We start from the raw sequence: 23,532 nt of genomic DNA on the forward strand, positions 1-23,532 counted from the left end.
AGATATGTTTATATAAGGGCCTTTCTTGATTCATCATACACAGTTCACACTTGATCAGTTCGCACCGATTGCCGTTTATCATAAGCTCAAAGAGATTTTTACGAACGAAGTAAGTTATCTTTTTGAGAGCGCCGGAAAAAGCGAAGGAAACTACAGCTTCATTATGATAGGAGCAAGAGAGAGGCTTCAATACAAAGACGACGTCACTGTCTACACCAATGCTTTGCAGGAAAAAGAGATAAAAGAGATCTCACCGTTTCAGTTCTTAAAAGAGTACTATAAAAATATCGATACAAACATATACAAATCTGCATGCAAAGAACTCAATATCGGATATGTCGACGGATTTATCGGTTATATCGGATATGATATGGTAAAAGTGTTCGAACCAAAACTCAAAAGCAGTATGAAGCACTTAAAAGATGAACTCAACACCCCTGATCTCGATCTCATTCTGCCAAAGCTCGTAATCGTATATTCGCACAAGAATAATGTCATCTCTCTGGTTTCCGTACTTGATGAGATGAAAGAAAGATTCGGCGAACTTGAATCTGCATTAAAAAGTTCGTACAACTATGTACCTATGATAAAAAACAAAGGAGACGACACAGGTTCTTTCGCCTTTAGCAAAGAGCAGTTTTTCTCGATGGTTGAGAGATCAAAAGAGATGATAAGAAGCGGCGACGTTTTTCAGATCCTTATGACGAATCGTTTCACAAGAAATATACAGGTTGATCCGTTTAGTTTCTACCGTATCCTTAGAACAAAGAATCCTTCGCCCTACATGTTCTTGATGAATTATGAAGAGTTTAACATCGTCGGAAGTTCTCCTGAGGTCATGGTAAGGCTTACAGACGGCGAGATACTTCTACGCCCTATCGCTGGAACAAGAAAACGCGGCAACACCAAGCAAAGGGATAAAGAGCTTGAAAACGAGCTGTTAGAAGACCCAAAAGAGCTTGCTGAGCACCTCATGCTCATAGATTTGGGACGTAACGACGTCGGACGCGTGGCACGTACAGGAACCGTAAAAGTGGAAGATATGATGCATATAGAGCGTTTTTCTCATGTCATGCATATAGTCTCGGACGTTGTAGCCGAGCTTCGCGAAGACAAAGATATGTTCGACCTTTTTATGTCGACGTTTACAGCAGGGACGATGACGGGAGCACCGAAGATAAGAGCTATGGAACTCATTGCAGAGTTTGAAGGTCTCAAACGCGGTTTTTACAGCGGAAGCATCGGCTACTTCGGGTTTGACGGCAATATGGACAGTGCCATTACCATAAGAACGGCGATGGTAAAACCTGAAAAAATAATTCTTCAAGCCGGAGCAGGTATCGTGGCGGATTCCATCAATGAACTCGAGTACTTAGAAGTTGTAAACAAACTTGGCGCACTTACGAGTTCGCTAAAAGACCTCGACTGATGTCAAAACTTTATGCCATCTTCGGAGACCCCGTGTCCCACTCGCGCTCTCCGCTTATGCACAACTTCCTTTTTAAGACTCTGCATGTAGACTCTTGCTATACCAGAGTGCATCTTCATGACGGTTCAAAACTAAGAGAAACATTTTTAAAGCTCGGCCTCAGCGGCGCGAACATCACCGTACCTCACAAAGAAGCGGCATTTAACGCATGTGATGAGATCCGGGGTTTTGCAAAGAGCGTCGGCGTTGTCAATACCATCATCAATGAAAACGGCAGACTCATCGGTTACAATACCGATGCAGACGGTTTTATGGAAGCTATAAAACCCTTTGGAGAGATAAAAAGGGTATTAATACTTGGAGCCGGAGGAACGGCTAAAGCTCTGGCAAACCGCTTTATTCAAGACGACTCACACGTAAGCGTATTAAACAGAGGTGAAGAGAGACTCTCTTACTTTAAGGAACTCGGTCTGACATGTATGAACTGGGATAATTTTATATGCGACAATTACGACCTTGTCGTAAACACTACGAGCGCAGGTCTGAAAGATGACGCCTACCCTGCACCTAAACAGATAACAGACGAGATACTTTCTCATTCTGCATACGCAGCAGATGCCGTCTACGGAAAGCTCACTCCTTTTTTAAAGCTTGCCAAAGACAAGGGCATACCATGCAAAGACGGAACAGATATGCTTTTATATCAGGGAGTCCTTGCAAACCACCTTTTTTGCGATAAAAAATATGATCTGAAAACTACCGCGGGGATAATGCAAAAGAGCTTCAGCCTTTAAATAGTATATGACAAAAATATAATTTTGATGTATACTTCCAAAATCATGAAAAAATTATATTTACTCAGCAAAGGATGCTGAAAACATGAAAAACTTTTTTGAAATATTCTCTCCAAAATCACTTATCGTCTTGCAAGAGGGATATAAACGCTCCTACTTTATGCCCGACCTGGTCGCAGGGATCACCGTCGGCGTCGTCGCTCTTCCGCTTGCCATGGCATTTGCAATCGCCAGCGGACTCGGACCTGAAAAAGGGCTCTATACCGCCATAGTTGCCGGCATACTCATCTCGCTTCTTGGCGGAAGCCGTTTTCAGATCGGAGGGCCGACGGGAGCTTTTGTAGTCATCATCTACGACATCGTGATGCGTCACGGATATGAGGGGCTGGCGGTCGCGACATTGATGGCAGGCCTGCTTCTCATCGTTATGGGTCTGCTTCGTTTTGGCGCAATCATCAAATATATCCCCTATCCCGTCATTACCGGATTTACAAGCGGGATAGCTCTTATCATCTTCACATCGCAGATAAATGATTTTTTAGGTTTGAAGATACATTCGCTGCCTTCGGATTTTCTTCTAAAGTGGGAGACCTATTTTAAATATATAGATCATATAAACCCTTACAACCTCGCACTTGCTTTTGTCTCTATAGTCATTATCCTGACGGTCAAACGATACTTTCCGAGGATACCGGGTCCGATAATAGCCGTCATCTTCGGCGCCGTTGCGGTATCTGTGTTTCATCTGCCCGTAGATACGATCCAGTCGCGCTTTGGCGATATTCCGCGTACGCTTCCTTCTCCGTCACTGCCCGTATTTGATTTTGCTCTTATAAAATCTCTCATTCCCGATGCTTTGACCATTGCCCTGCTTGCAGCGATCGAATCACTGCTCAGTGCAGTGGTTGCCGACGGTATGACGGGACGTACTCATAAGTCCGATACGGAGCTTATAGCGCAAGGTGCGGCGAACATCGGCTCAATCTTTTTCGGGGGTATCCCTGCGACCGGTGCGATCGCCAGAACCGCCACCAATATAAAATCCGGTGCCAAAACACCGCTTGCCGGAATCGTCCACGGCATAGTCATCGCTTTGTTTATGTTCTTGTTCGCCGAATGGATCATAAAAGTGCCGATGGCCGTTATGGCGGCGATACTCGTTATCATCGCCTGGAATATGAGCGAAATACATCATTTTAAACATATACTTCAAGGGCCAAAGAGCGATGCGATGGTTCTTGTGACGACATTCGTGCTAACGGTTTTGGTGGACCTGACCGTTGCCGTTCAGGTTGGCGTCGTGCTTGCATCGCTGCTTTTTATCAAACGTGTGATCGAAGTAACGCAGGTACAAAGCAGCAGATTCAAATTAAGCGGTTTTGAAACCGACAAAGAGGAAAATCTTGACGATCCCGATATGCTTACAAAAAAGAATATCCCCGAATATACCGAAATATATGAGATAGACGGACCGTTTTTCTTTGGTGTCGCGGACAGCTTGAAAAGGGTTTTGGAAACACTCGGCTATACGCCAAAAGTTTTCATTCTCAGAATGCGCAAAGTTCCCGTAGTAGACGCTACGGGGATGCATGCTCTTGAAGAGTTCTATCTGCGCTGTAAAAAACAAAATACGAGATTTATCCTCTCGGGAGTAAATCCAAATCTGGAAAGTATGTTAAAAAAATTCGGCTTTTACGCGATGATAGGCGAAGAGAATGTTTTTGATCATATAGACAAAGCCATCAATGCAGCAGAAGAGGAGATCTTAAAGCCTATTTAAGACCTCTTAAAGCTCTATTCATCGGTAATAATTCTGTTTTTGCCGTTTTCTTTGGCATTGTACAGTGCCAGATCGGCTCTTTTTATAAATGCCTCTTTTGTTTCATCTTTTCTGTAAGTGACCAGACCGATGCTGACGGTGAGATGACCTACCTCCTCGAATATATGCTCCGAGATGCTTTTTCTTATTCTTTCGACGATCAAAGAAGAGGTTTCCTGCACCGTTTTAGGCAGGATTATCATAAATTCCTCTCCTCCGTATCTTGCAAATATATCGCTGCTGCGAAGATATTTGCGTACTATCTCCGTAACGGTTTTCAATACGACATCTCCGACATCATGCCCGTATGTATCGTTTACCTCTTTGAAATTATCGATATCAAACATACATAATGAGAACGAAAGGTCATATCTGTTGGACCTGTTGATCTCCTTTTGCAGGGCATCGTTAAAAAAGTATCTGTTATATATCTTGGTCAGAGCATCCTTGACGGCGATCTCTTTCATATCATGGTAGGCTTTATGCAGCTCTTGCGTTCTTTCGTCTACTATCTTTTCCAAAGATATATTGAGGTTCGTCAGCTCATTGTTCTTTTCCTTGATCTCTTTGGAGTACTCCGTCAGCCTTTTTTTCAGTGAAACGGATATAAGATAGGAGACAAACAGCGACAAAACAATCAATACAAAAGAGAAGAACAGGATTCTAAGATACTGCTTTTTATACATCTCTTGAAGAGATGCCGCTTTTTTTTGCAGACGGTCGTTAAAAAAGTTATAGTAAAATCCGCTTCCGACTATCCAATCGGTTCCCAAAACCTTCTTGACATACGAGAATTTTTCTTCTACCTTGCCCGTAAGCGGATTTTTTAATTTATACGATACGAAATAGGATTCTTTCGAATCGGAACTTTTTATCAGCTCTTTGACAAACTCTTTTCCATCCGTATCTTTTAAAGAGAGTATATTGGTGTTTTTTGGAAAAAGGTCCTGCCCGTTCATTATGTTGTTGCCGTATTTGTCGATGACGAAAAAATATTTGCTGTGATTTAAAAACATATTTCTTAAAGTGTTTAAAGAGTGCTCATGCATCTGCGCCATTGTCGTATCCAAATACTCCGCCGTACCCAAATACCAGTTAAAATGGTTAAATCGCTTGACATATGCAAGCTGTTTGTACTGTTTATGGAGATCGTCGTTCGGACGTGTAAAAGTATCCCAAAGATATCCTTCGTTTTTTTCCTTTGCCAGCGCTATCTCTTCTTTCACGACATATCTTTTATGTGCGTCCTGCAGATCAAGGATACTTTTTCCTTCAAAATGCCTCAGATATGATGGAGAAAGCCGCGAGATACCGTTAAAGTCGACGATAAAGATATAACTTTCGCCATTGTTCCAAAGAAGAGGTCTGAGCGAATCGATAATTATCTTTTGGACCTCTTTTTTGGTATGGCTCTTGATATTTTGGTCATAGATATTTTTAGCTATGGAATACGCCGTGTTGACTCTGTTTTTGAGTTTCTCTTTTAGTATGTCCGTCGTAACAGATTCATTATATTGAAGCAGCTTGGAAGCGATATCGACTTTTGAGATGGTCTTGTTTTTTTGCGCTTCGACATATACTGTTTCCATATCTTTGAGAGAATCTTGATACTGAAGCTCGGTCAAATGCAGCAAAAACATCGAAATCATCGTTATGACGAAGGGTATGAAGATAAACGGACCGTACGCGATTAAAGAGACTAAATTTTTTTCACTCAAAAAATCAAGCAAATTCTTCATAAGGCAACTTTCTGACAATAACTTTATACTATCATACCCAATAAATATAGAAATAACAAAACAATGAGAATTTTTATACTTTTACTCTGTCTTGCAATGCCCTTGTAAGAGAAAGGATATCGATATTTTCAAGACTGACTCCTGTGGGTACCCCTTGAGCAATTTTTGTGAATCTGACATTATACTCACGCAGTTTGTCCTCTATGTAAAGGATCACGGCATCGTTTTGGATCGAAGGAGTAAGTGCGAATATCACTTCGCTTACCCCGCTTGAGACGATGTCTTGAAGATGAGAAACATCCAGATGTTCCAAAGAATCGAGTACAAAATATCTTCCTTCAAAAAGCCCGTTCTCTTCAAAAGTCAGTATATCTTTGGCGTTTTCGACGATGCACAGCACTTCGATATCTCTTGAAGTATCGCTGCAGATCGCACAAAGTTCGTCCTCGCTCATCCCGCCGCAGGAGATGCATTTTTTGAGGCTTCCGACCGCATTTTCTATGGCATGTGCCAGTTTTATAGCGTTAAAACTCTCTTTCATCACCATATGGTATGCAAGCCTGACGGCTGACTTTTTACCTATCGTAGGGAGTTCTTCCAAGCATTCGACAAGACGGTTGAATTTTTCCAGTGATCTTTTCATCTGACATTCACTTTAGGCAAGAATATCCACATTTTCAGTTTTGCTTTGAGATTTCCGGCGATATCGAGAGCCTCGTCGCCAAAACCCGTAAACAGATCGGCTCTTATAGCGGATTTTATGGCAGCTCCTCTGTCTTGAGCAAATACGATCCGGTCTATATTATGATACATATCTTTTGCATCGATATAAAGCATGCTTCCAAGCGGTATATATTTGCTGTCTACCGCAGCGGAGCGCATCGGCGTCAAAGGGATGCCCAAAGAACCTCTTACTTCTGTCATGACCTTCTTTTTAAAGTACACGACCCTTGGATTATGGTTTAAGACATCATCGACCTTTTTCGGGTTTTCCGCTGCCCATTTTTTTATGTTCTTAAGGGACATGTCTTTCCTATCGATAATGCCGTTTGAGATCATATATTTTCCGACAGAGGTGTATTTTTGTCCGTTATTTCCGCCGTATCCGATATATATGGTGTCATTGTTGTCGAGTTTGACACGACCTGAACCCTGTATCTCCAAAAAGAAAGCGTCTATTTTATTGTCAACATAACAGATGGCAGAAGCGTTTATGTCTTTTTGCTGGGCTCTTGTATAGTACGGGACTATTTTATTTCCTTCGATCCTGCCTTTGAGGTTATATTTTTTAAGTTCTGGGTAAAGAGTGCTGAAATCGATATCGTACATATCTTGCGGTTTTTCGTAAAGTGGATAGATATACTTGTCATGCCTGCTGAGAGAACCGTGAAGCTCCGGTTCGTAATACCCGGTCAACATCCCCGTATCGCCCTCTTTGCCGACTATTTGGTAAAGTTCGAAGTTCTCTTCTACGAACTCTTTTTTGTCGTCTACATGCAAAGCTTCCTGACAGAGCACGCCGTACATTTCCTGCGTTTTTTTAGTTTTGCAGTTTTGCAAGAATCCCTCTACGACCTCATCGAAGTTCTCATCTTCAAATCCCTGCAGATCGGAAATATCTGCTTTTTGCAACGTAGTATCCGGCATCGCCGGTACAGTGAGCTTATTGGAGCATCCCGCAAAAAAAACGATCATAATAAAAGGTAAAAAAAACCGCATCACTCTCTGTCCAACTCTTTTTTAAGATACTCTCCCGTATAGCTTCCCGTTTTCTTATAATCTCGTGCAAGCTCTTCTGGTGTTCCCACGGCGATAATATCTCCACCGCCGCTTCCGCCTTCTGGCCCCATGTCTATGATATAATCGGCATTTTTGACCATATCGAGATTATGTTCGATCACAAGCACGCTATTTCCGAGTTCCACAAAGTTATGCAAGACTTTTGTCAGACGGTTCACATCGTCAAAATGAAGCCCCGTCGTAGGTTCGTCAAGGATATACAGAGTCTTTCCTGTGTCTTTGCGGCTTAACTCTTTAGAGAGCTTGATACGCTGCGCTTCACCGCCTGAGAGCGTCGTTGCGTTCTGTCCCAGAGTGATGTACCCAAGACCCACGTCAAAAAGCGTTTGTATCTTGATCTTGATCTTGGGGATCGCTTCAAAAAATTCCAAAGCTTCGCTCACGCTCATCTTTAAGACATCGGAGATGCTTTTGCCTTTGTAATGCACCTCTAAAGTCTGTGCATTGTACCTTGTGCCTTTACACGCGTCGCACTTGACCATGATGTCGGGCAGGAAATGCATCTCTATCTTTATTTCACCCTCGCCCTGACATTTCTCACAGCGTCCGCCTTTGACGTTAAAACTAAACCTTGAGGAGCTATATCCGCGTATATTCGCCTCTTTCGTCTTTGCAAAAAGCGCACGTATCTCGTCCATGACTCCCGTATATGTCGCAGGATTGGATCTCGGAGTTCTGCCTATCGGACTTTGATCGAGGTAGATGACTTTGTCCACATGCTCCAAGCCGTCTATCTCCACACCAGCAACTTTTTTTACTTTTCTGGCATGGTTGAGTATCTCTCTTGCAGTAGGCAGAAGCGTCTGAAGGATAAGCGAGCTTTTGCCGCTTCCGCTCACTCCCGTTATACAGGTAAAGTTGTTCAGAGGAATCTTGGCACTCAGGTCGTTGATATTGTTGAGCGTTACGTTCTTTATCTCGATGAATTTTTCTTGCGGACGTCTGTAAAAATACTCTATCTTTTTGCGCCCGACAATGTAATCGGCTGTAAGAGTCTTGGCTTTTTTCAGTTCATCGAACGTTCCTGCAAAAACGACTTCTCCGCCGAATTTTCCCGCACCCGGACCTATATCGACTATATAATCTGCCTGCTCTATCGTCTCTTTGTCATGTTCGACGACGATCACGCTGTTGCCCTTCTCTTGAAGCGAACGGAGTGTGCGGATGAGCTTTAGGGTATCCCTCTCATGAAGACCGATGCTCGGTTCGTCAAGAACGTACATGACCCCCGTAAGCCCGCTGCCTATCTGCGAGGCGATACGTATACGCTGCGCTTCTCCTCCGCTTATAGTCCTTGCATCGCGCCCGAGAGTTATATAACCAAGACCCACGTCATATAAGAAATAAAGACGCTCTCTGATCTCGCCGAGGATCGGTGCTGCTATCATCTTTGCCTGAGCGTTCAGGTGAGAAAAGTTCTTGTCAGATTTAAACCATTCGTAACTTTTAGCAATAGGCATATCAAGGATCGATGCTATCCCAAGATCCGATACCTTTACCGCCAGACTCTCCTGCTTCAATCGATATGAGCTGCAGACATTACACACCTTTTCACTCATATAATCAGCCAGCTCTTTCTCATCTTTGAACATATCGTACGCTATCTTGATGATGCCCGGCCATACACGTTTGACAGGATGATTCTTCCAAAGAAAGGTGACCTCGTCTACACCGCCGTGAAGTATCGCTTTTTTCTGGTACTCCTCCAGCTCCGAAAATGGGATCTTTATATCGATACCGTTCGCTTCGCAGAAACCTTTTAAAAAAGTAAAATAGTACCCTTTGTTAAACCCGTAAACTATCTTGATCGCACCCGTTTCGATAGAGAGATCCTGGTCTATTATCTTGTCATGATCCAATGCATAACGCACTCCAAGACCGTCACATTCCGGACATGCTCCCTTTGGAGAATTGAACGAGAAAGATAAAGGTTCGAGCTCGTCAAAACTTATCTTACAGTCAAAGCATGCATTATGTTCGCTGTAATGGATGCTCGATTCTTTGATCCCCAGCTCCTCATGGTTCAAGATATCGACCTCAAGCTCGCCGTAACTCTGCTTTAGCGCTTTTTCTACATCCTGGGCTATACGGTCTTTGTTCTCTTCGCTTATTACCAAACGGTCTATGACCACTTTGATAGTATGTTTTTTTGTCTTGCTCAGCTCTATCTCTTCATCAAGCCTTGTCATGACGCCGTCTATCATCGCTCTGACATATCCTTTTTGTACCAGCGACTCTATCATCTCGTTAAACGAACCTTTTTTCTCGCGGGCAAGAGGTGCAAGCATGACGACTTTCGCGCCTTTGGGAAGTTTTAAGACTTCGTTTATAATATCTTCGGCACTCATATGAGTGATCTTTTTTCCGCATTTGTGACAGTGCTGCACGCCCACGCGCGCATATAAAAGGCGTAGATAGTCATAGATCTCGGTGATGGTTCCTACTGTCGATCGGGGATTTTTAGAGGTTGTCTTCTGGTCTATGGCGATCGCGGGAGTCAGCCCTTCTATCTTATCGATATCCGGTTTTCCTATACGATCCAAAAACTGTCTTGCGTAAGAGGAGAGAGACTCTATATATCGGCGCTGTCCCTCTGCATATAACGTGTCAAACGCCAGTGTAGACTTACCGCTTCCGCTGAGACCCGTACAAACGACCAGCTTGTTTTTGGGTATCTCTAAAGAGATATCTTTTAAATTGTTTTCACGTGCACCAAAAATTTTTATCATTATCTATCCTAATTCGCTCTATTTAAAAAATGTTCTATACGTCAAATAGCTGACTACGCCCACGTAAAACAGTATAAGCAGCCTTCTTTGCAGGGATTCGCTTGCCGTATGTTTCAGCATTACGCCAAAATGTACACCGACAAGCGACGCAGCCCCTATGATGAGTCCGCTGTGAAAGTCTATGACTTCGTGCAGGCTTTGCGATATGAATCCTGAGATCGAAGAAAAAACCACAAAAAACAACCCTGCGGACGTCGCATTTTTCAGCTTCACATGCAAAAAACCGACCAAGATCGGAACGAGTAAAAGTGAACCGCCTACTCCGATGGATACGCTGAACATACCCAAAAAGAATCCTATTACAAACAAGATAGCGGGGTTGAGGGTTTTATGGCCTTTATGTTCTTTGACCTTAAAGAAAAGTCTTAAAAGCGCAAAAACCGTAAAACCCAAAAAGACGCTTTGTAAAACGATAGCGCTCACATTTGAGACTATCATCCCGCTGAAAAGCGCTCCTATGAAACCTCCTGCACCTATGGTGAAGACCATTTTTACGTCCAAAGTACCTTTTTTCAGGTTCAAATAGCTGCCGTATACGGAGCTGAAAACCATTTGAACGACGGATATTCCGATAGAAGTCTTCATATCGAATCCATGAAACAGAAGCAGCGGGACAAGGATAGTCCCGCCCCCTATTCCAAAAAAACCGGACAGCAGTCCGACGAAAGTACCAAGCAGACCAAGTTCAAACATCAACACTCTTTAATTTGGTTCAAATTTCGCCCGATTATACCCAAGAAATGCTTATGTAGATACACGGACGATCTCTATATTAATTTATTTTTAGGTTTGTATAACGTATAATCTACTAAATTTTGTTTATTGGATTAAAAAATGTTATCTACCATCACTAAAGCCGCTACCAACTTTTGTGAACATCAGATCAGAAAACCCTACTCATTGACCAACGAGATACCGAAAATGAGAATGTTTATTGCTTCTATAAACATAATGGAGAACAGCAATACGCATAAAGTATACGTAGCCGCGCCAAAAGAGCTGCTTGAGATGCTGTGCGGAATCTTCCTTTTTGAAGAAGAGTGTGACGAAGAAACGCTCAAAGACATGCTGATGGAAACGGCAAATATGATAGTAGGAAGCGCAAAAGTGATAGCACAGGAAAACGGAATGAAAGCATTTGATATAAGAACTCCGGTATTTTTGGATATAAAAGAGTTCAATTACCCGTATGATGCGGAAATCAATATCAATATAGACAACACTAATATAATAGTAGCGATCAAGGAAAACAATGCCGCATAACAATGAAAACGAATTCGACTCACAAAAAGAGCTCTCATGGATGAACTATGAAGGCCTGCTTGATATGGAAGTCGAGTTTGTTGCAGACCTGGGAGAAACGGAGCTCAGCATCGGCGATATACTGAAACTGGAAAAAGGCTCTGTGATCGATCTCAAAAAACCTGCAGGAGAGAGTGTGGAGTCTTATGTGAACGGACGCATCTTGGGAAAAGGAGAGGTAATGGTCTATGAAAAGAATCTTGCTATCCGTATAAACGAAATCTTGAGTTCCAGTGCCGTCTTATACCATCTATCAAAGGAAAGATTATGAAAAAGACAATATTTCTGCTTCTCATTCCTTTTGCACTTTTTGCATCAAAGATATTAAGCTATAACGTCTATGACAGAAGCGACAGGGTCGATGTAATGTTCACGTTCGACACTCCCTACGAAGGAGTCATAAGCCAAAAGACGTCAAACTCAAAAATAATAATCAAGCTTGAAGACGCGACGATAGAATCCCAAAAGACAAAACAGCTGACATCGCCTTATTTGACTCAGCTGACCATTACCCCGGTATCCGGTTATACTCAAATCACCGCATATGTTCCTGCCAACGTAAACCTGCAGGCATCAAAAACATCCGATGCGTACGGACTCCGCTTAAGATTTAACAAAACTGCCCCTGCGTTACAGACAAGCGCCACCGGCTCGGTCGCAGCTCTGCCTACAAAAAAAGACCTCAAGATCTCAAGCGGCTACTATATCGTCATTGCTGTTTTGCTTGCAGGTCTTGTCTTCGTTTTTTATTTAAAGAGAAAAATGGCAAACCCGGCAAAAAGATCTCCAGGTGCACCAAAACCTGCAAGAAGACCATGGCTTTTTAGTAGCAAAAATGCCGAGCAGGAAGATGTAAATATACGTTTTTCAAAACAGATAGATCAAGTAAACAAAGTGATCATGGTCGATTACGGAAATCTAAGCTATCTTATCCTGGCAGGCAACGACAACATTCTTCTGGATAAATTCGAAGACAACAAACCCGTAACGACCAACGAATTTGAAGAGATACTCAAATCCCGTAACGAAGAGCTTACGAATCTTTTACAGATAAAGAATAAAGAAAAAGAACCTTTTCAGACATATAAGGAAAAAGCCGCTTCGATAGCATATGACGTTTAACGGATGTTAAAGTAGATTATCAGCACGATGTTTAAAATAAACATGACCGTAAAGGCCGTTCTGTAAAAGAGCAGAGGCGAGCGTTCTATGATCGAGCTGTCTTTTGGAAAAAACGGCTTGACCTTTTGCGGGAACTGCAGTTCATACATCATCTCAGAATAGTGCTGGTACCTCCTGTGTGTCTCTATGGCTATGGCTCGAAGTATCACGCTGTCGAGCCAATCGGGAATATTTTTATTGTATACGCTCGGCTTTTTTGCTTCTTTGAACGAAGGGTTTGAAAAAGGTTCTATCTCTCCGTAAGGATATTTTTTCGTCAATGCCATATAAAGCGTAACGCCGATGGCAAATATCTCCGTTATCTCGCTGATCGCTTCGTTCTTAAATCTCTGAGGAGAAAGATAACTCGGGGTTCCGGCTCTTGAACTTGTAGAAAATATCTCTGTGATGCTTCCGAAATCTATGATCTTAAAATCGATGCCGCTGCCGTTTTGCATCACCATTATATTTTTTGGTTTGATGTCACCGTGAACCAGATCGTACCGCAAAAGATACTGGGACATGCCCAAAAGGGCCCTGCCTAGTTCTATGGCGTCGTCTATGCTTATATGTTTATGCTGCAGATGACTTTGCAGATCTTCACCCTCTAGCAGCGGCATTATGTAGTAGCGGCATGTCCTCTTCTTGGGTATCACGGCCTTAGGAAAAAAAACAGAGTTTAATCTTTTTGCGTTCCATGCCTCTTTTACGTAAAGGTCCAATATCCTTTCATCGTCGATCGCTTCAAGAGGCGGAAACTTTATAACATAGCGTCTGTTTTTTTTCAAACATATCCATGTCCTTTCGTTTTGGGCAAGCGGCTTGTTTAAAACGTATCCGTCGATTATTTGATCTTTTTTCAATGCTCTTAAAACCGGCAGGCGCAGCTGTTTTAATATTTCGAACTCATCTACTTTTACGATATCCAAGACAACGGCGGTAGTGTCGTCCGGAAGATCATGGCGCATTATCTTGCTGGCTTTTTTTACAAGTCCGTGAGCCCCGAATCCTATGCCGTTTTCAAGTCGGTTTTTATCCATTATATTGTAAAGACCGTCGCTGCACAGCAGTATCTTATCGCCTTTTTGAATAATGTTCTCGAAATAGTAGGGTTCTATCTCCTCCTCTATGCCGAGGGCTTTTGTAAGGACATCTTCATATCCTTCTTCTTGCATGACATGATCTTGGGAGAGTTTATTTATACTGCCGTCTCTATAAAGATAGATCCTGCTGTCTCCGGCATTTGCACCGTAGAGGCGGTTTCCTTCAATGACGACCAGTGCCAGAGTCGTAACGAGTTCAGGACGCTCATACTCTACGATCGACTCTTTATATAAAATGGAATTGATCGACTTTATAAAAGTGATGATCGATTTTTCGATACTCCAGCTTTTTGGACGCATCTTGAAGTTGTTAATAAGATATGAAGTTACCCTCGATGCGGCTTCGGCTCCCTCGGCGGCACTTCCGACTCCGTCGCAGACTATGGCGACGGTCAAACCTCCAAGAGTCTTTACCTCAAAAAAATCATCACCGAGAAGCTCTTTGCCTTTTACGAGAGTAAATCCGGAACTTTTTATATTGGTAAAGGGCATATCTCTTCCTGTTTTATATTCTGCCTCCGGCAGTCACTCCCCATGTGGTTCTCCATCTGGTTTTTACCAGACTGATACCGCTCAATGCCGCTACGACGACGACTGCAAAGATCATAAAACCGGCAGAATAACCGTCAAATGCACCTTTACTCCAGCCGAAAGTCTTGATAAGAGCCGTACCGCCAAGACCTCCCGCAGCGCCTATTATACCCGTCATTATACCAATATCTTTTCCGAATCTTTGAGGCACAAGCTGAAAAACGGCGCCGTTTGCCATTCCCAGATTTGCCATGATAAAAAACAGTACCAAGATAGCTACTGGAAACGGCAGAGTGACAAATGCGTTTATCATAGCCATCAGCGCAACCGTTCCAAAAAACAGATAAAGCGATTTTATCCCGCCCATCTTGTCTGCAACCGCCCCGCCGACGGGACGCAGTACCGCACCGGCAAATATACATAAAGCTCCGAAATACCCGGCTACTACTTTTACGTTGCCTTCATCCAAAACATTCAGTCCAAATGCGCTCATATCTGTCTGATAGGTATTCATAAGATAGACCTTCATGTATCCCGCAAAACCGACGAACCCTCCGAAACTTACCGCATAAAAAAGGTTGAACCACCATGTATCTTTGTCCTTTAAAAGCTTCATATAGTCTTTTAGCTGTTTAGGGCGCGGCGTATATACCTCTGCGGGTGCGTCTTTTGCCATAAATATATAAGCTATGAAGATGATGGTCGAGAGAAATCCGCCCACTAAAAATACTGCTTCCCATCCCCAGATCTCAGCGATCTTAGGCGCAAAGAGGAAATCTATGACAACGCCTATATTTCCGGCTCCGGCAATCCCAAGTACGACCCCTTGAAGCTTTGGAGGATACCACTGCCCTGCCTGAGGAAGCGCTACTGCAAAAGAAGCACCCGCAAAACCAAGACCCAATGCAACCAGCAGCAATTCGTTGTATGTGATGCCGACTCCTCTGAAATACGCATAAAAAAGTACGCTTATTACAACCGCCTGAGAGACAAGAGCGGTTGCTTTTGCTCCAAACTTATCGACTCCGAACCCGAGAAGTATCCTTAAAAGCGCTCCCGCTAATATAGGAATGGACAGCAACGTGGCCTTCTGCGCCGCACTCATGATAAATCCTGCATGCGCAAGCGCTTCGCTGATCTCCGTTGAAAGAGGACCCAACATAGTCCACACCATAAAACTAAAATCAAAATACAAAAACGCTGCCATAAGCGTCGGCCAGTGTCCCTGTCCTTTTAATGCTCTAATTCCTGCCATCTTGTCATCCTTAAACTTAATTTTTCATTAACAAATGTTGAACATCAAAATTATAACAGGGAAATATCCTATTATTGACCAGTTTGTTGTTTAAAATTTATACAGTTTAACATTAATTTTACATTAATTCGATGCTACAATTTTCAAAACATTCATATTTAGATATGCCTGCATACTTTATGTATACATATCTGTCTGATTTACAATGGAGGATAAGATGCAAAGATTACAACAAGCATATGATGCTAAAGCCGGCAAAACGAATAAGATAGAAAATATAAAAACTCTCAAAGACCCGATCGATGTTTTTAACAAACTTCAAATCTATGCAAAAGAGGGATACGATTTTATACCTGAAGAAGACAAAAAATATTTTTTAAAATGTTTCGGTCTTTTTGACAAAGATACTTTGACACCAAAACAGTTCATGATGCGCGTTCGTATACCGGGAGGACATCTTAACTCCCAACAAGCCAAAGCTCTCGGTGAAGTCGCACGTGACTATGGAAGAGATTACATCGATATAACGACAAGGGCGCAGGTAGAGCTTCGCTATCTTGACATACAAAACATTCCGACTCTGTTCAAAAGACTGCAAGAGGTAGGGATAGATTCTTACCAAACGGGTGTGGATAACTTTAGAAACATCGTCAACGACCCGCTGGACGGCTATGCATATGACAACGTACTTCCATCCCAGGATCTCTTAAAAAAACTTCAAAGCAAGTTTTTGCATGATCCAAATTGGATCAGCGCACTGCCGAGAAAGTTCAACACAGCTGTTTCAGGTTCGTTTTCAAACAGATGCAACGCTTTTGGACATGACTGCTGTTTCGTGCTTGCGCAAAAAGACGGGATATACGGTTATAACATGTATCTTGGCGGCAAAGTGGGTCAAGTAGCCAAAGATGCCGATATTTTTTTATCTTCCCAAGAAGAGGTCTTAAAAGCATACGAATCGATCATCGACCTGTTCAAAAGATTCGGGTTTAGAGACAATCGAAACAAGAACAGACTTCATTTTCTTATTCAAGAGGTCAAAATGGAGGAGATTGCAAGCGCCATACGGGAAAATGCCGGTATAGATTTTGCAACTGCGGGAGAGACGATGACGAGCCTTGATTTTACCGATGCGGGGCATGGCAAAGTGCAGCTTAGAGACGGCAGTTTCGCTGTGCATGTAGTAGTTCCATCGGGAGTATTCAGCGGAACCGATCTTTTGCAGACGGCATCTTTGAGCGAAAAATTCGGAAACGGCGAACTTCGGTTCAGCATCGAACAAAATCTCTATATTCTTGGAGTAAAAGACACAAGTGCTCTGCTGCAGGAGGATTTTTTTCAAAAATACAAAAACATCGATACGCCCTACTTCAACAATCTTATCGCATGTGCGGGAACAAAACACTGTACGTTCGGTGTTATCGAAAACAAAGAGGATGCCAGACGTATGGCCGATTATCTAAGCACAAGCGTTCCTCTGGAATCGGGACGGGTACGTATGTACTGGTCAGCATGCGTCAAAGGATGCGGTCTGCATGGACTCGCAGACATAGGTTTTGAAGGATGCAAAACGAAAGTCGCCGAAGTAACTGAGGACGGAGTACACATCAGCATCGGAGGCAGACTTGCCGGCGAAGGTCTTGAAGGATACACCGTCATCAAATCGGCTCCTCTGCGATATGCACATTTTTTTGTAGAGAGTCTGATGCTCGAATATAAAAAACTAAGAATCAAGAACGAAAGTTTTGAAAAGTTCAACATCAGGGTCTTGTCGCAGTACACATCGGCATATATAGGTTTTATGATGCAGTTAAAAGCTTACCTGAGACATAACAAGATAGAGCTTGAACTGGATATAAACAAGATAACAAATACCGGAAAGAACGAAGAGTTCGAACTTTTTGAACTTGGCAGAAGACTCTATTACCAACTGACAAAAAAAGAAGCGTATTCATCGTATGAGAGATTTACAAATGCAAACAAACGAGAAAAGCCGGAAGATATAAGAAAACTTGTTTTACATATGGATGAAAAATTCGTGCAGATGATTGAAAAGATGATAGGCAATGAGAACCGAGCCGTAGTTTTTTCGGAACTTTTAACGTTTATAGCGCTGGAGGATTAAAAATAGAGGTTATGCCCCCAAGTGTCCGATCGTATTTCATAAACGAAAGGAACATGCCTTGGGGATTGATCATCGATTCTTTTTACTGAAGGTTTTTTCTGACTTCGGCTATAAATTCATGGATATCGTCATAAAGAGCCTGCAAGTCCTCTTCATGCTCGACCTCGTCGGCCAATATCTGAGAGACCATGTCGTACGTAACGATGTCTTTGTCCTTGGTGATCTCTACAAGTTCCGAATAGATGCTGATAGCACACTGTTCACCCTTAATAGCCTGCTGCAAGATAGGCAGGACGTTTGCATCGGTGGGTGCGTCATAACCGCAGTTCGTATGCGTAAACCAGTCTTTTGGGCTTAAAAGCGGGGTGCCTCCGAGCTGTACGATACGATCGGCGACCATCGTAGCGTGGCGGAGTTCATCGGCTGCATGCTGCGTCAGCTCCGTTATCGCCGCGTCTTTCATGATACCTTTAATGACTTTGCTTTCCGTAAAATACTGATAATATGCCAGCCACTCGTCGGCATATGCTTTATTTAAAAGCTGTGTGACCTTTTGTGCTTCAATACCTTTTAGTATCGATATTCCTCTTTTTGCCATCTTACGCTCCTTTTTTAATATAGATTTTCACGTCTGAAGTATTCCTGTCCTACTTTACATAAAGGACATGCTTTGGGTGCTTTTTTACCTCTGTGGACATGTCCGCACACCTCACAAACCCAGTATTCATCTTCATCACTGTTAAAAAAGCCCTCTTCTTCGAGAATTTTTTTCAGTTCGCCGTATTCGCGTTCATGCTCCACCTCTACTTTTGCGATGGCTTTTAAGAGGCGCGCGATATCTTTATGTCCTTCGCTTTCCGCAATATCCGCAAAATTCGGATACATCTGGGTATGTTCGTATTTTTCTCCCTCCATCGCCATTTCGAGATTTTTTAGCGTTTCATGCATCTCTATGCCGTACATGAGTTTGTTGTATGCTTCATATTCGGCTTTTGCATGATACTTTTCATTCATGGCCGATTCGGCAAAATGATCGGCTATCGCGTGCCATCCCGCTTCACGTGCGAGCTCTCCGAAAAACTCATACTTGTTACGGGCCTGACTCTCTCCCGCAAAAGCTTTCATCAGGTTTACCGCAGTTAAATTTACAGTCGTGCACTCCATCGGCTGATTACAGCATGTCAGCGTACCGCCGCCCACATGCTGTACCTCTACTTCGTTTCCACAAACATTGCACTTGTATGTTTCATACTGCCTCATCTATACACTCCTTTAAATTTTATCTGTTATGAGTATAGGGCAGATGTTCTTAAAAGAAAATAATTATCCTTTAAAGCTTTACTATTTTTACCGCGCTGTGATTATAATCCGGCTCAAGCGATTCACTGTCGTACAGATCGATGGTCAGATAGTTCACTTCCCTGTTGCTGATGGGAATGAAAATATTTTTTTCATTTATTGCTTCGGTTATAAGAGCTTTTGTAATAAGCTCGCCTCTTTTTGAGATCACTTTTATGCTGTCTCCGTCTTTTATCCCGAGTGTTTTTGCGTCAAGGGGATTGATCTCGCAGAAGTTGAGTTCTTTGTATTTGAGCAGAGTGGTAGGGAGATTTGTTTTCGTACCGCTGTGCCATTGGTCGCGGGTACGTCCCGTTAAAAGGATAAAAGGATACTCGAGCGAGCTCTTTTCGCTTAAGAGTTTGTTTTGCACGAAAAAAAGGTTTCCTTTTTTATCCGGTGTGAGGAACTCTTTAATACCCTTTCCCCAGACGAACGCGCTGTTGCGCATCTCATCATAATCGGCCTTGTCGATATCCATATAGCTGTTTAGCTTGGTCATCTGCTGGTATTCTTGAAATATCTCTTTTGGATTTTTAAAATTAAAGGCTTCTTTAAACCCTAGCTCCACAGCTAAAAGCTGAAATATCTCCCAATCCGGTTTAGAATCGATCGACTGGCGGGTAAGTCGCTCCTGTCTGGTTATGGTCCTGTCCAGATTTGTCTGCGTCCCCTCTTTTTCTCCCCATGGAGAAGCGGGAAGCCTTAGGTGGGCAAACTTTGAAGATTCGGAGTTTTCATAGGCGTTTATCTCCACGACAAAAGGGATCTTTTGGATAAGCTTCTCCGTCTTGTTTCGGTTTGGAAGATGGTAGATTGGATCGGTATGACAGATGATAAGCACGTCAAGATCCGCTTCGAGCATCTGTGTCGCCGTAAGTCCCGCATGTGAGGCGACATTATTGCTTTTCCAAAACTCTGAAACCTTTTTTACGCTCTCTTTATCAAATCCAAGATGAACAGCAAGCATCGTTGAAAGTCCTCCTACTTCCCTTCCGCCCATTGCGTTTGGCTGCCCTGTAAGGCTCAAGGGCCCGCAGCCTTCTTTAAATATCTTACCCGTCAAGAGATGGGTGTTTATCAGTGCAAGGTTCTTATCCACGCCCTGGACCGACTGGTTGAGTCCCATCGTCCAAGCCGTAATGATGTTTTCACTGTTTTTATAAAGCTCGAAAAATTCGTCAAAAAGCTCCTGCGGCAACCCGGTTCTTTTTATCATCTTTGTCGTCGGAACTCTTTTGAACTTGTTTTTCAGCTGCTCGAAATTGTTGACACGGTTCTCTACGAACTCTTTGTCATAGAGCTCTTCATCGATAAGGCGTTTGGAGATGAGATTGAAAAAATCTATATCGCCTCCGGCTTTTATGGGCAGATAGAGATCTGCGATCTTTGCGGTCTCGGTGTATCTTGGATCGATGACGACGACTTTAAGCCCCTCTTTTTTCGCTTTTTTTATCTGGTTGTGAAACACGACATGCGCCTCGGCCGTATTCGCTCCGGCAAGAATGAGCAGATCTGATTTGAAGATATCGTCCATTCTAAGAGGAACGAAATCGGCTCCTATCGCTTTTTTATAAGCGACGACGGCGCTGGACATGCAGGTACGGCTGTTCGTATCGACGTTGGGTGTACCTATGAAGCCTTTGCCGAGCTTGTTGGCGATGTAATAGTCTTCCGTTAACAGCTGACCGGAGAGATAAAATCCTATCTTCTCTTTGGAACTCTTTCGTATCTTGTCGGCTATGCGTTTTATCGCATCTTCCCATTTTAGCGTCGTAAACTCTTGATTGAGCGATTCTCTATATACAGGTCTTAAAAGTCTCGTATCGGTTTGGATGCTGACTAGTTCCGACACCCCTTTGGAACAGACCTTGCCGAAATTCGTCGGATATGTGACATCACCTATCAAATTTTTCTCGTCATATTCCAATCCGCATCCAACACCGCAATACCCGCACACAGACTTAATCATAAAAAACCCCGATTCGATCTATTTTTTAAAATTGTAACACAGCTAATGTAAAATTAAGAAATATGATGATTAAATTTTAGGCATTTTTTGCCTGTATGGTGGAAAAGTTGTTTTTTTATGAAATATTAAGTTTTATTGCAAGATCAGAGGATCTTTTGAGGCTTTGCTCTTTATCTCTTATCCATAGAGGCAAAACTCTCTTTTAAAAGATTGGCGATGGTTTTTATATTGTTGGCACTCAGAGAAAAGCTCTTGTCCATCAACTTTGTCACATGATAGACCTCAGTTACGGTAATACCGTAAGGATCCTTTTTTTCGACAATCATCGCACCCTCGTCGTTATATGATATATAGTCGAGTTTTTTGCGGGTATACTGGATGTAGTAGGTCAGAACGATCTCGTCTGAATGTTTCTTTTCCAGCGCCACGATGATCTTTTGGTCGTTTTTAATATCTGCTTTTATATTCATTATCTTTTTGAATTCGGAGGGATACATAAAGCCCAGATATATTTTTGTATAGAGATCATGATATCTTTGAGTAAGCGGATCTGTCAGAAACTTCATATTTATCAGTTGATTTCTGTTTGAGCGCAGAGATCTGGTTATCCAGCTTAAAGTATTGTAATATCGAAACGGAAAGATTTTCAGGCTCTGGGCTTCGACCATCTTTTTACTGTCCATCTCTTTTTTCGGCTTTCTCTCGTATGCTCTTCTGTTTTTGAGATAATCCAAAACCTTTTGGGATGAAAAAGATTTTGTGATCCAGACCTTGCAGTAAGGAGGAAGCTGTTTTACTCCGCTTACTCCTTCATTTAGAATGATAAGCGCTTTTATCTCGTAATCGGGAAAGATCGTCTCCAAAAGCGCTTTCTTCTTACGGAGCCTTTTTTTAAGTTTCAAAACAGATTTGACAAGCGTCATCTCCACGAAATAAAGCTCTTTTTTCGTAAAGATAAGCGCATCGAACTCGCCTATTTCCCTGCTTTTCGTACGATAGACTATCTGAGATTTTTCGCTTATCGAAAGGGTGTTCGCAAAGGCTTTGTCTCTGCTTTGATGATGTCCTTTGAGGACGAACTTTTCTACTTCGTCTTGTGTCTGGACATACGCCAAAAGCTTTTCGTACATATAGTTCTCAAAGACCTCGCCTTCAAACGATCTAAATGAGCTCAGGTATCTGTTGTCGTCTTCGGGTACTTTGGCTTTTATCAAAGAGAGCAGATGCTTTATATTGTAATCGTAATATAAGACATTATCGTCTATATCGTCTTCTTGTAGGTTTATAATCGATTCTGTTGCTTCAAGCATTACTCTCCCTATTATCTTGCAACGATCTCATTCTCCAAAAAGAACTTATCTATCACATCTCTGTATTCGTCTATATCGCTAATCCTGTTTACCAGATCGCGTAGAGCGGACGCACCCTGATACCCTTTAGAGTAGGTATGCGTATGTTTTCTGAACATACTGACGCCATGTGCGCCGTAAAACTCTATCATCTTGTCAAAATGTTCCATGATTATCTCATGCTTTAAAAGTCTGTCGATATCCGCCGAACCGGATTTGAGCTGATGAAATATCCACGGAGCACCGACCGCACCGCGTCCTATCATCACCCCGTCGGCTCCCGTATGCTGCAGCACCCACTGAGCTTTTTCGTAAGAATCGATATCGCCGTTTGCGATTACCGGGATCTTCACTGCCTCTTTTATCTCTTTAATGGCATCATAATCGACCGCAGCTTTGAACTTGCCCGCACGGGTACGTCCATGAACCGCGAGAAAATCGGCTCCGCTGTCTTCTACGACCTTTGCTATATCGATATGGTTCTTTTTCTCATAACCGAGACGGATCTTCACGCTTGTCATCGATTTGTTGGAAGTATCTTTGATTGTCTTGATGATATCGCCCATAAGCGGTAGGTTCAAAAGAAGCGAGCTGCCGCTTCCATGCCCTACGACTTTTGGAACGGGACAGCCGCAGTTAAGATCGATGATATCTATACCTTCTTGCTCGTTCAAGACTTCGACTGCCTGTTTGACGATATCCGTCTGCGATCCTGCTATCTGAACGGAATAAGGGTCTTCATTCTGGTTTTTCTCAAGCATTTGCAAAGTCTTCTTCGATCCGTGCGCAAGAGCATTGGAACTAATCATCTCGCTTACCGTCAAATCCGCACCGAACTTTTTAACCACATTTCTAAATGGAAGGTCGGTATATCCGGCAAGCGGAGCAAGTACATATATAGGGAGATCAAAAGATAATTTATTTTGCATATAAAATATTCCGGATTGTTTTTATAGAATTTTATCTAAAAAGAGATTTCTATTAGATAAACACTTGTTTAGAAAAGAAGCAGGATGTCCAGGAAAA

At 42.6% G+C, this 23,532-nt stretch carries 19 protein-coding genes; 7 read left to right on the plus strand and 12 right to left on the minus strand.

Annotated features, from left to right (window positions below; genetic code table 11):
- Window positions 1–25: 25 nt before the first annotated feature.
- The 3 genes from WCY03_RS06935 to sulP all read left to right on the plus strand — a co-directional run bounded on the left by WCY03_RS06935 (window position 26) and on the right by sulP (window position 4,003).
- Window positions 26–1,429, plus strand: coding sequence for an anthranilate synthase component I family protein (locus tag WCY03_RS06935; RefSeq protein ID WP_345991486.1), 1,404 nt, complete (start codon window positions 26–28; stop codon window positions 1,427–1,429).
- Window positions 1,429–2,223, plus strand: a complete 795-nt coding sequence (locus tag WCY03_RS06940; RefSeq protein WP_345991488.1) for a shikimate dehydrogenase — start codon at window positions 1,429–1,431, stop codon at window positions 2,221–2,223. The genes WCY03_RS06935 and WCY03_RS06940 overlap by 1 nt, the downstream gene beginning before the upstream one ends.
- An 85-nt stretch (window positions 2,224–2,308) precedes the next feature.
- Window positions 2,309–4,003, plus strand: a complete 1,695-nt coding sequence (gene sulP, locus WCY03_RS06945) for a sulfate permease (protein ID WP_345991489.1) — start codon at window positions 2,309–2,311, stop codon at window positions 4,001–4,003.
- A gap of 14 nt (window positions 4,004–4,017) precedes the next feature.
- Here the strand turns inward: sulP and WCY03_RS06950 are convergent, their stop codons facing one another.
- The 5 genes from WCY03_RS06950 to WCY03_RS06970 all read right to left on the minus strand — a co-directional run bounded on the left by WCY03_RS06950 (window position 4,018) and on the right by WCY03_RS06970 (window position 11,063).
- Entirely contained in the window at window positions 4,018–5,781 is a 1,764-nt protein-coding gene (locus WCY03_RS06950; protein WP_345991491.1) for a cache domain-containing protein, read from the minus strand.
- 73 nt (window positions 5,782–5,854) lie between these two features.
- Window positions 5,855–6,424 carry a recombination mediator RecR gene (gene recR, locus WCY03_RS06955; protein ID WP_345991493.1) on the minus strand — a complete coding sequence of 190 codons (570 nt, stop codon included), beginning with the start codon at window positions 6,422–6,424 and terminating at the stop codon, window positions 5,855–5,857.
- Window positions 6,421–7,500, minus strand: a complete 1,080-nt coding sequence (locus WCY03_RS06960) for an MltA domain-containing protein (RefSeq protein ID WP_345991494.1) — start codon at window positions 7,498–7,500, stop codon at window positions 6,421–6,423. The genes recR and WCY03_RS06960 overlap by 4 nt, the downstream gene beginning before the upstream one ends.
- Window positions 7,500–10,310: an excinuclease ABC subunit UvrA gene (gene uvrA / locus WCY03_RS06965; protein ID WP_345991495.1), complete on the minus strand. Its 2,811-nt coding sequence runs from the start codon at window positions 10,308–10,310 to the stop codon at window positions 7,500–7,502. Before uvrA ends, WCY03_RS06960 begins: the two co-directional genes overlap by 1 nt.
- Before the next feature lie 18 nt (window positions 10,311–10,328).
- Window positions 10,329–11,063, minus strand: a complete 735-nt coding sequence (locus WCY03_RS06970) for a sulfite exporter TauE/SafE family protein (protein WP_345991496.1) — start codon at window positions 11,061–11,063, stop codon at window positions 10,329–10,331.
- A 141-nt stretch (window positions 11,064–11,204) separates the two neighbouring features.
- On the opposite strand from WCY03_RS06970, the gene WCY03_RS06975 reads away from it, so the two are divergent.
- Genes WCY03_RS06975 through WCY03_RS06985 form a run of 3 tightly spaced genes read left to right on the plus strand, consistent with a single transcriptional unit; the run spans window position 11,205 to window position 12,794 of the window.
- On the plus strand, window positions 11,205–11,633 hold the full coding sequence (locus WCY03_RS06975; protein WP_345991498.1) for a chemotaxis protein CheX: 429 nt from the start codon (window positions 11,205–11,207) through the stop codon (window positions 11,631–11,633).
- Window positions 11,623–11,943, plus strand: coding sequence for a flagellar motor switch protein FliN (gene fliN, locus WCY03_RS06980; RefSeq protein WP_345991500.1), 321 nt, complete (start codon window positions 11,623–11,625; stop codon window positions 11,941–11,943). The genes WCY03_RS06975 and fliN overlap by 11 nt, the downstream gene beginning before the upstream one ends.
- Entirely contained in the window at window positions 11,940–12,794 is an 855-nt protein-coding gene (locus WCY03_RS06985) for a hypothetical protein (protein WP_345991502.1), read from the plus strand. The genes fliN and WCY03_RS06985 overlap by 4 nt, the downstream gene beginning before the upstream one ends.
- Here the strand turns inward: WCY03_RS06985 and WCY03_RS06990 are convergent.
- The gene (locus tag WCY03_RS06990; RefSeq protein WP_345991504.1) at window positions 12,791–14,428 is read right to left on the minus strand and encodes a protein phosphatase 2C domain-containing protein; all 1,638 of its coding nucleotides are present in this window, start codon (window positions 14,426–14,428) and stop codon (window positions 12,791–12,793) included. The genes WCY03_RS06985 and WCY03_RS06990 overlap by 4 nt on opposite strands.
- A 13-nt stretch (window positions 14,429–14,441) precedes the next feature.
- Window positions 14,442–15,722: an MFS transporter gene (locus tag WCY03_RS06995; protein ID WP_345991505.1), complete on the minus strand. Its 1,281-nt coding sequence runs from the start codon at window positions 15,720–15,722 to the stop codon at window positions 14,442–14,444.
- A gap of 217 nt (window positions 15,723–15,939) precedes the next feature.
- Between WCY03_RS06995 and WCY03_RS07000 the strand changes: the two genes are divergently transcribed.
- The gene (locus tag WCY03_RS07000; protein ID WP_345991507.1) at window positions 15,940–17,847 is read left to right on the plus strand and encodes a ferredoxin--nitrite reductase; all 1,908 of its coding nucleotides are present in this window, start codon (window positions 15,940–15,942) and stop codon (window positions 17,845–17,847) included.
- 82 nt (window positions 17,848–17,929) lie between these two features.
- Here the strand turns inward: WCY03_RS07000 and WCY03_RS07005 are convergent, their stop codons facing one another.
- The 5 genes from WCY03_RS07005 to dusB all read right to left on the minus strand — a co-directional run bounded on the left by WCY03_RS07005 (window position 17,930) and on the right by dusB (window position 23,435).
- Window positions 17,930–18,445 carry a ferritin-like domain-containing protein gene (locus WCY03_RS07005; protein WP_345991509.1) on the minus strand — a complete coding sequence of 172 codons (516 nt, stop codon included), beginning with the start codon at window positions 18,443–18,445 and terminating at the stop codon, window positions 17,930–17,932.
- A 14-nt stretch (window positions 18,446–18,459) separates the two neighbouring features.
- The gene (locus WCY03_RS07010) at window positions 18,460–19,107 is read right to left on the minus strand and encodes a ferritin family protein (protein ID WP_345991510.1); all 648 of its coding nucleotides are present in this window, start codon (window positions 19,105–19,107) and stop codon (window positions 18,460–18,462) included.
- A gap of 70 nt (window positions 19,108–19,177) precedes the next feature.
- A complete protein-coding gene (locus tag WCY03_RS07015; protein WP_345991512.1) occupies window positions 19,178–21,157 on the minus strand; it encodes a molybdopterin oxidoreductase family protein in 1,980 nt (659 codons plus the stop codon).
- Between the two features lie 170 nt (window positions 21,158–21,327).
- Window positions 21,328–22,467 (minus strand): hypothetical protein, encoded by a 1,140-nt coding sequence (locus WCY03_RS07020; RefSeq protein ID WP_345991514.1) that lies wholly within the window; start codon window positions 22,465–22,467, stop codon window positions 21,328–21,330.
- Window positions 22,468–22,478: 11 nt separating this feature from the next.
- Complete coding sequence (dusB, locus tag WCY03_RS07025; RefSeq protein WP_345991516.1) at window positions 22,479–23,435, minus strand: tRNA dihydrouridine synthase DusB; 957 nt, start codon at window positions 23,433–23,435, stop codon at window positions 22,479–22,481.
- Window positions 23,436–23,532: the final 97 nt, after the last annotated feature.

The organism is Sulfurimonas sp. HSL-1716 (assembly GCF_039645975.1).
Classification (GTDB): Bacteria; Campylobacterota; Campylobacteria; order Campylobacterales; family Sulfurimonadaceae; genus Hydrocurvibacter; species Hydrocurvibacter sulfurireducens.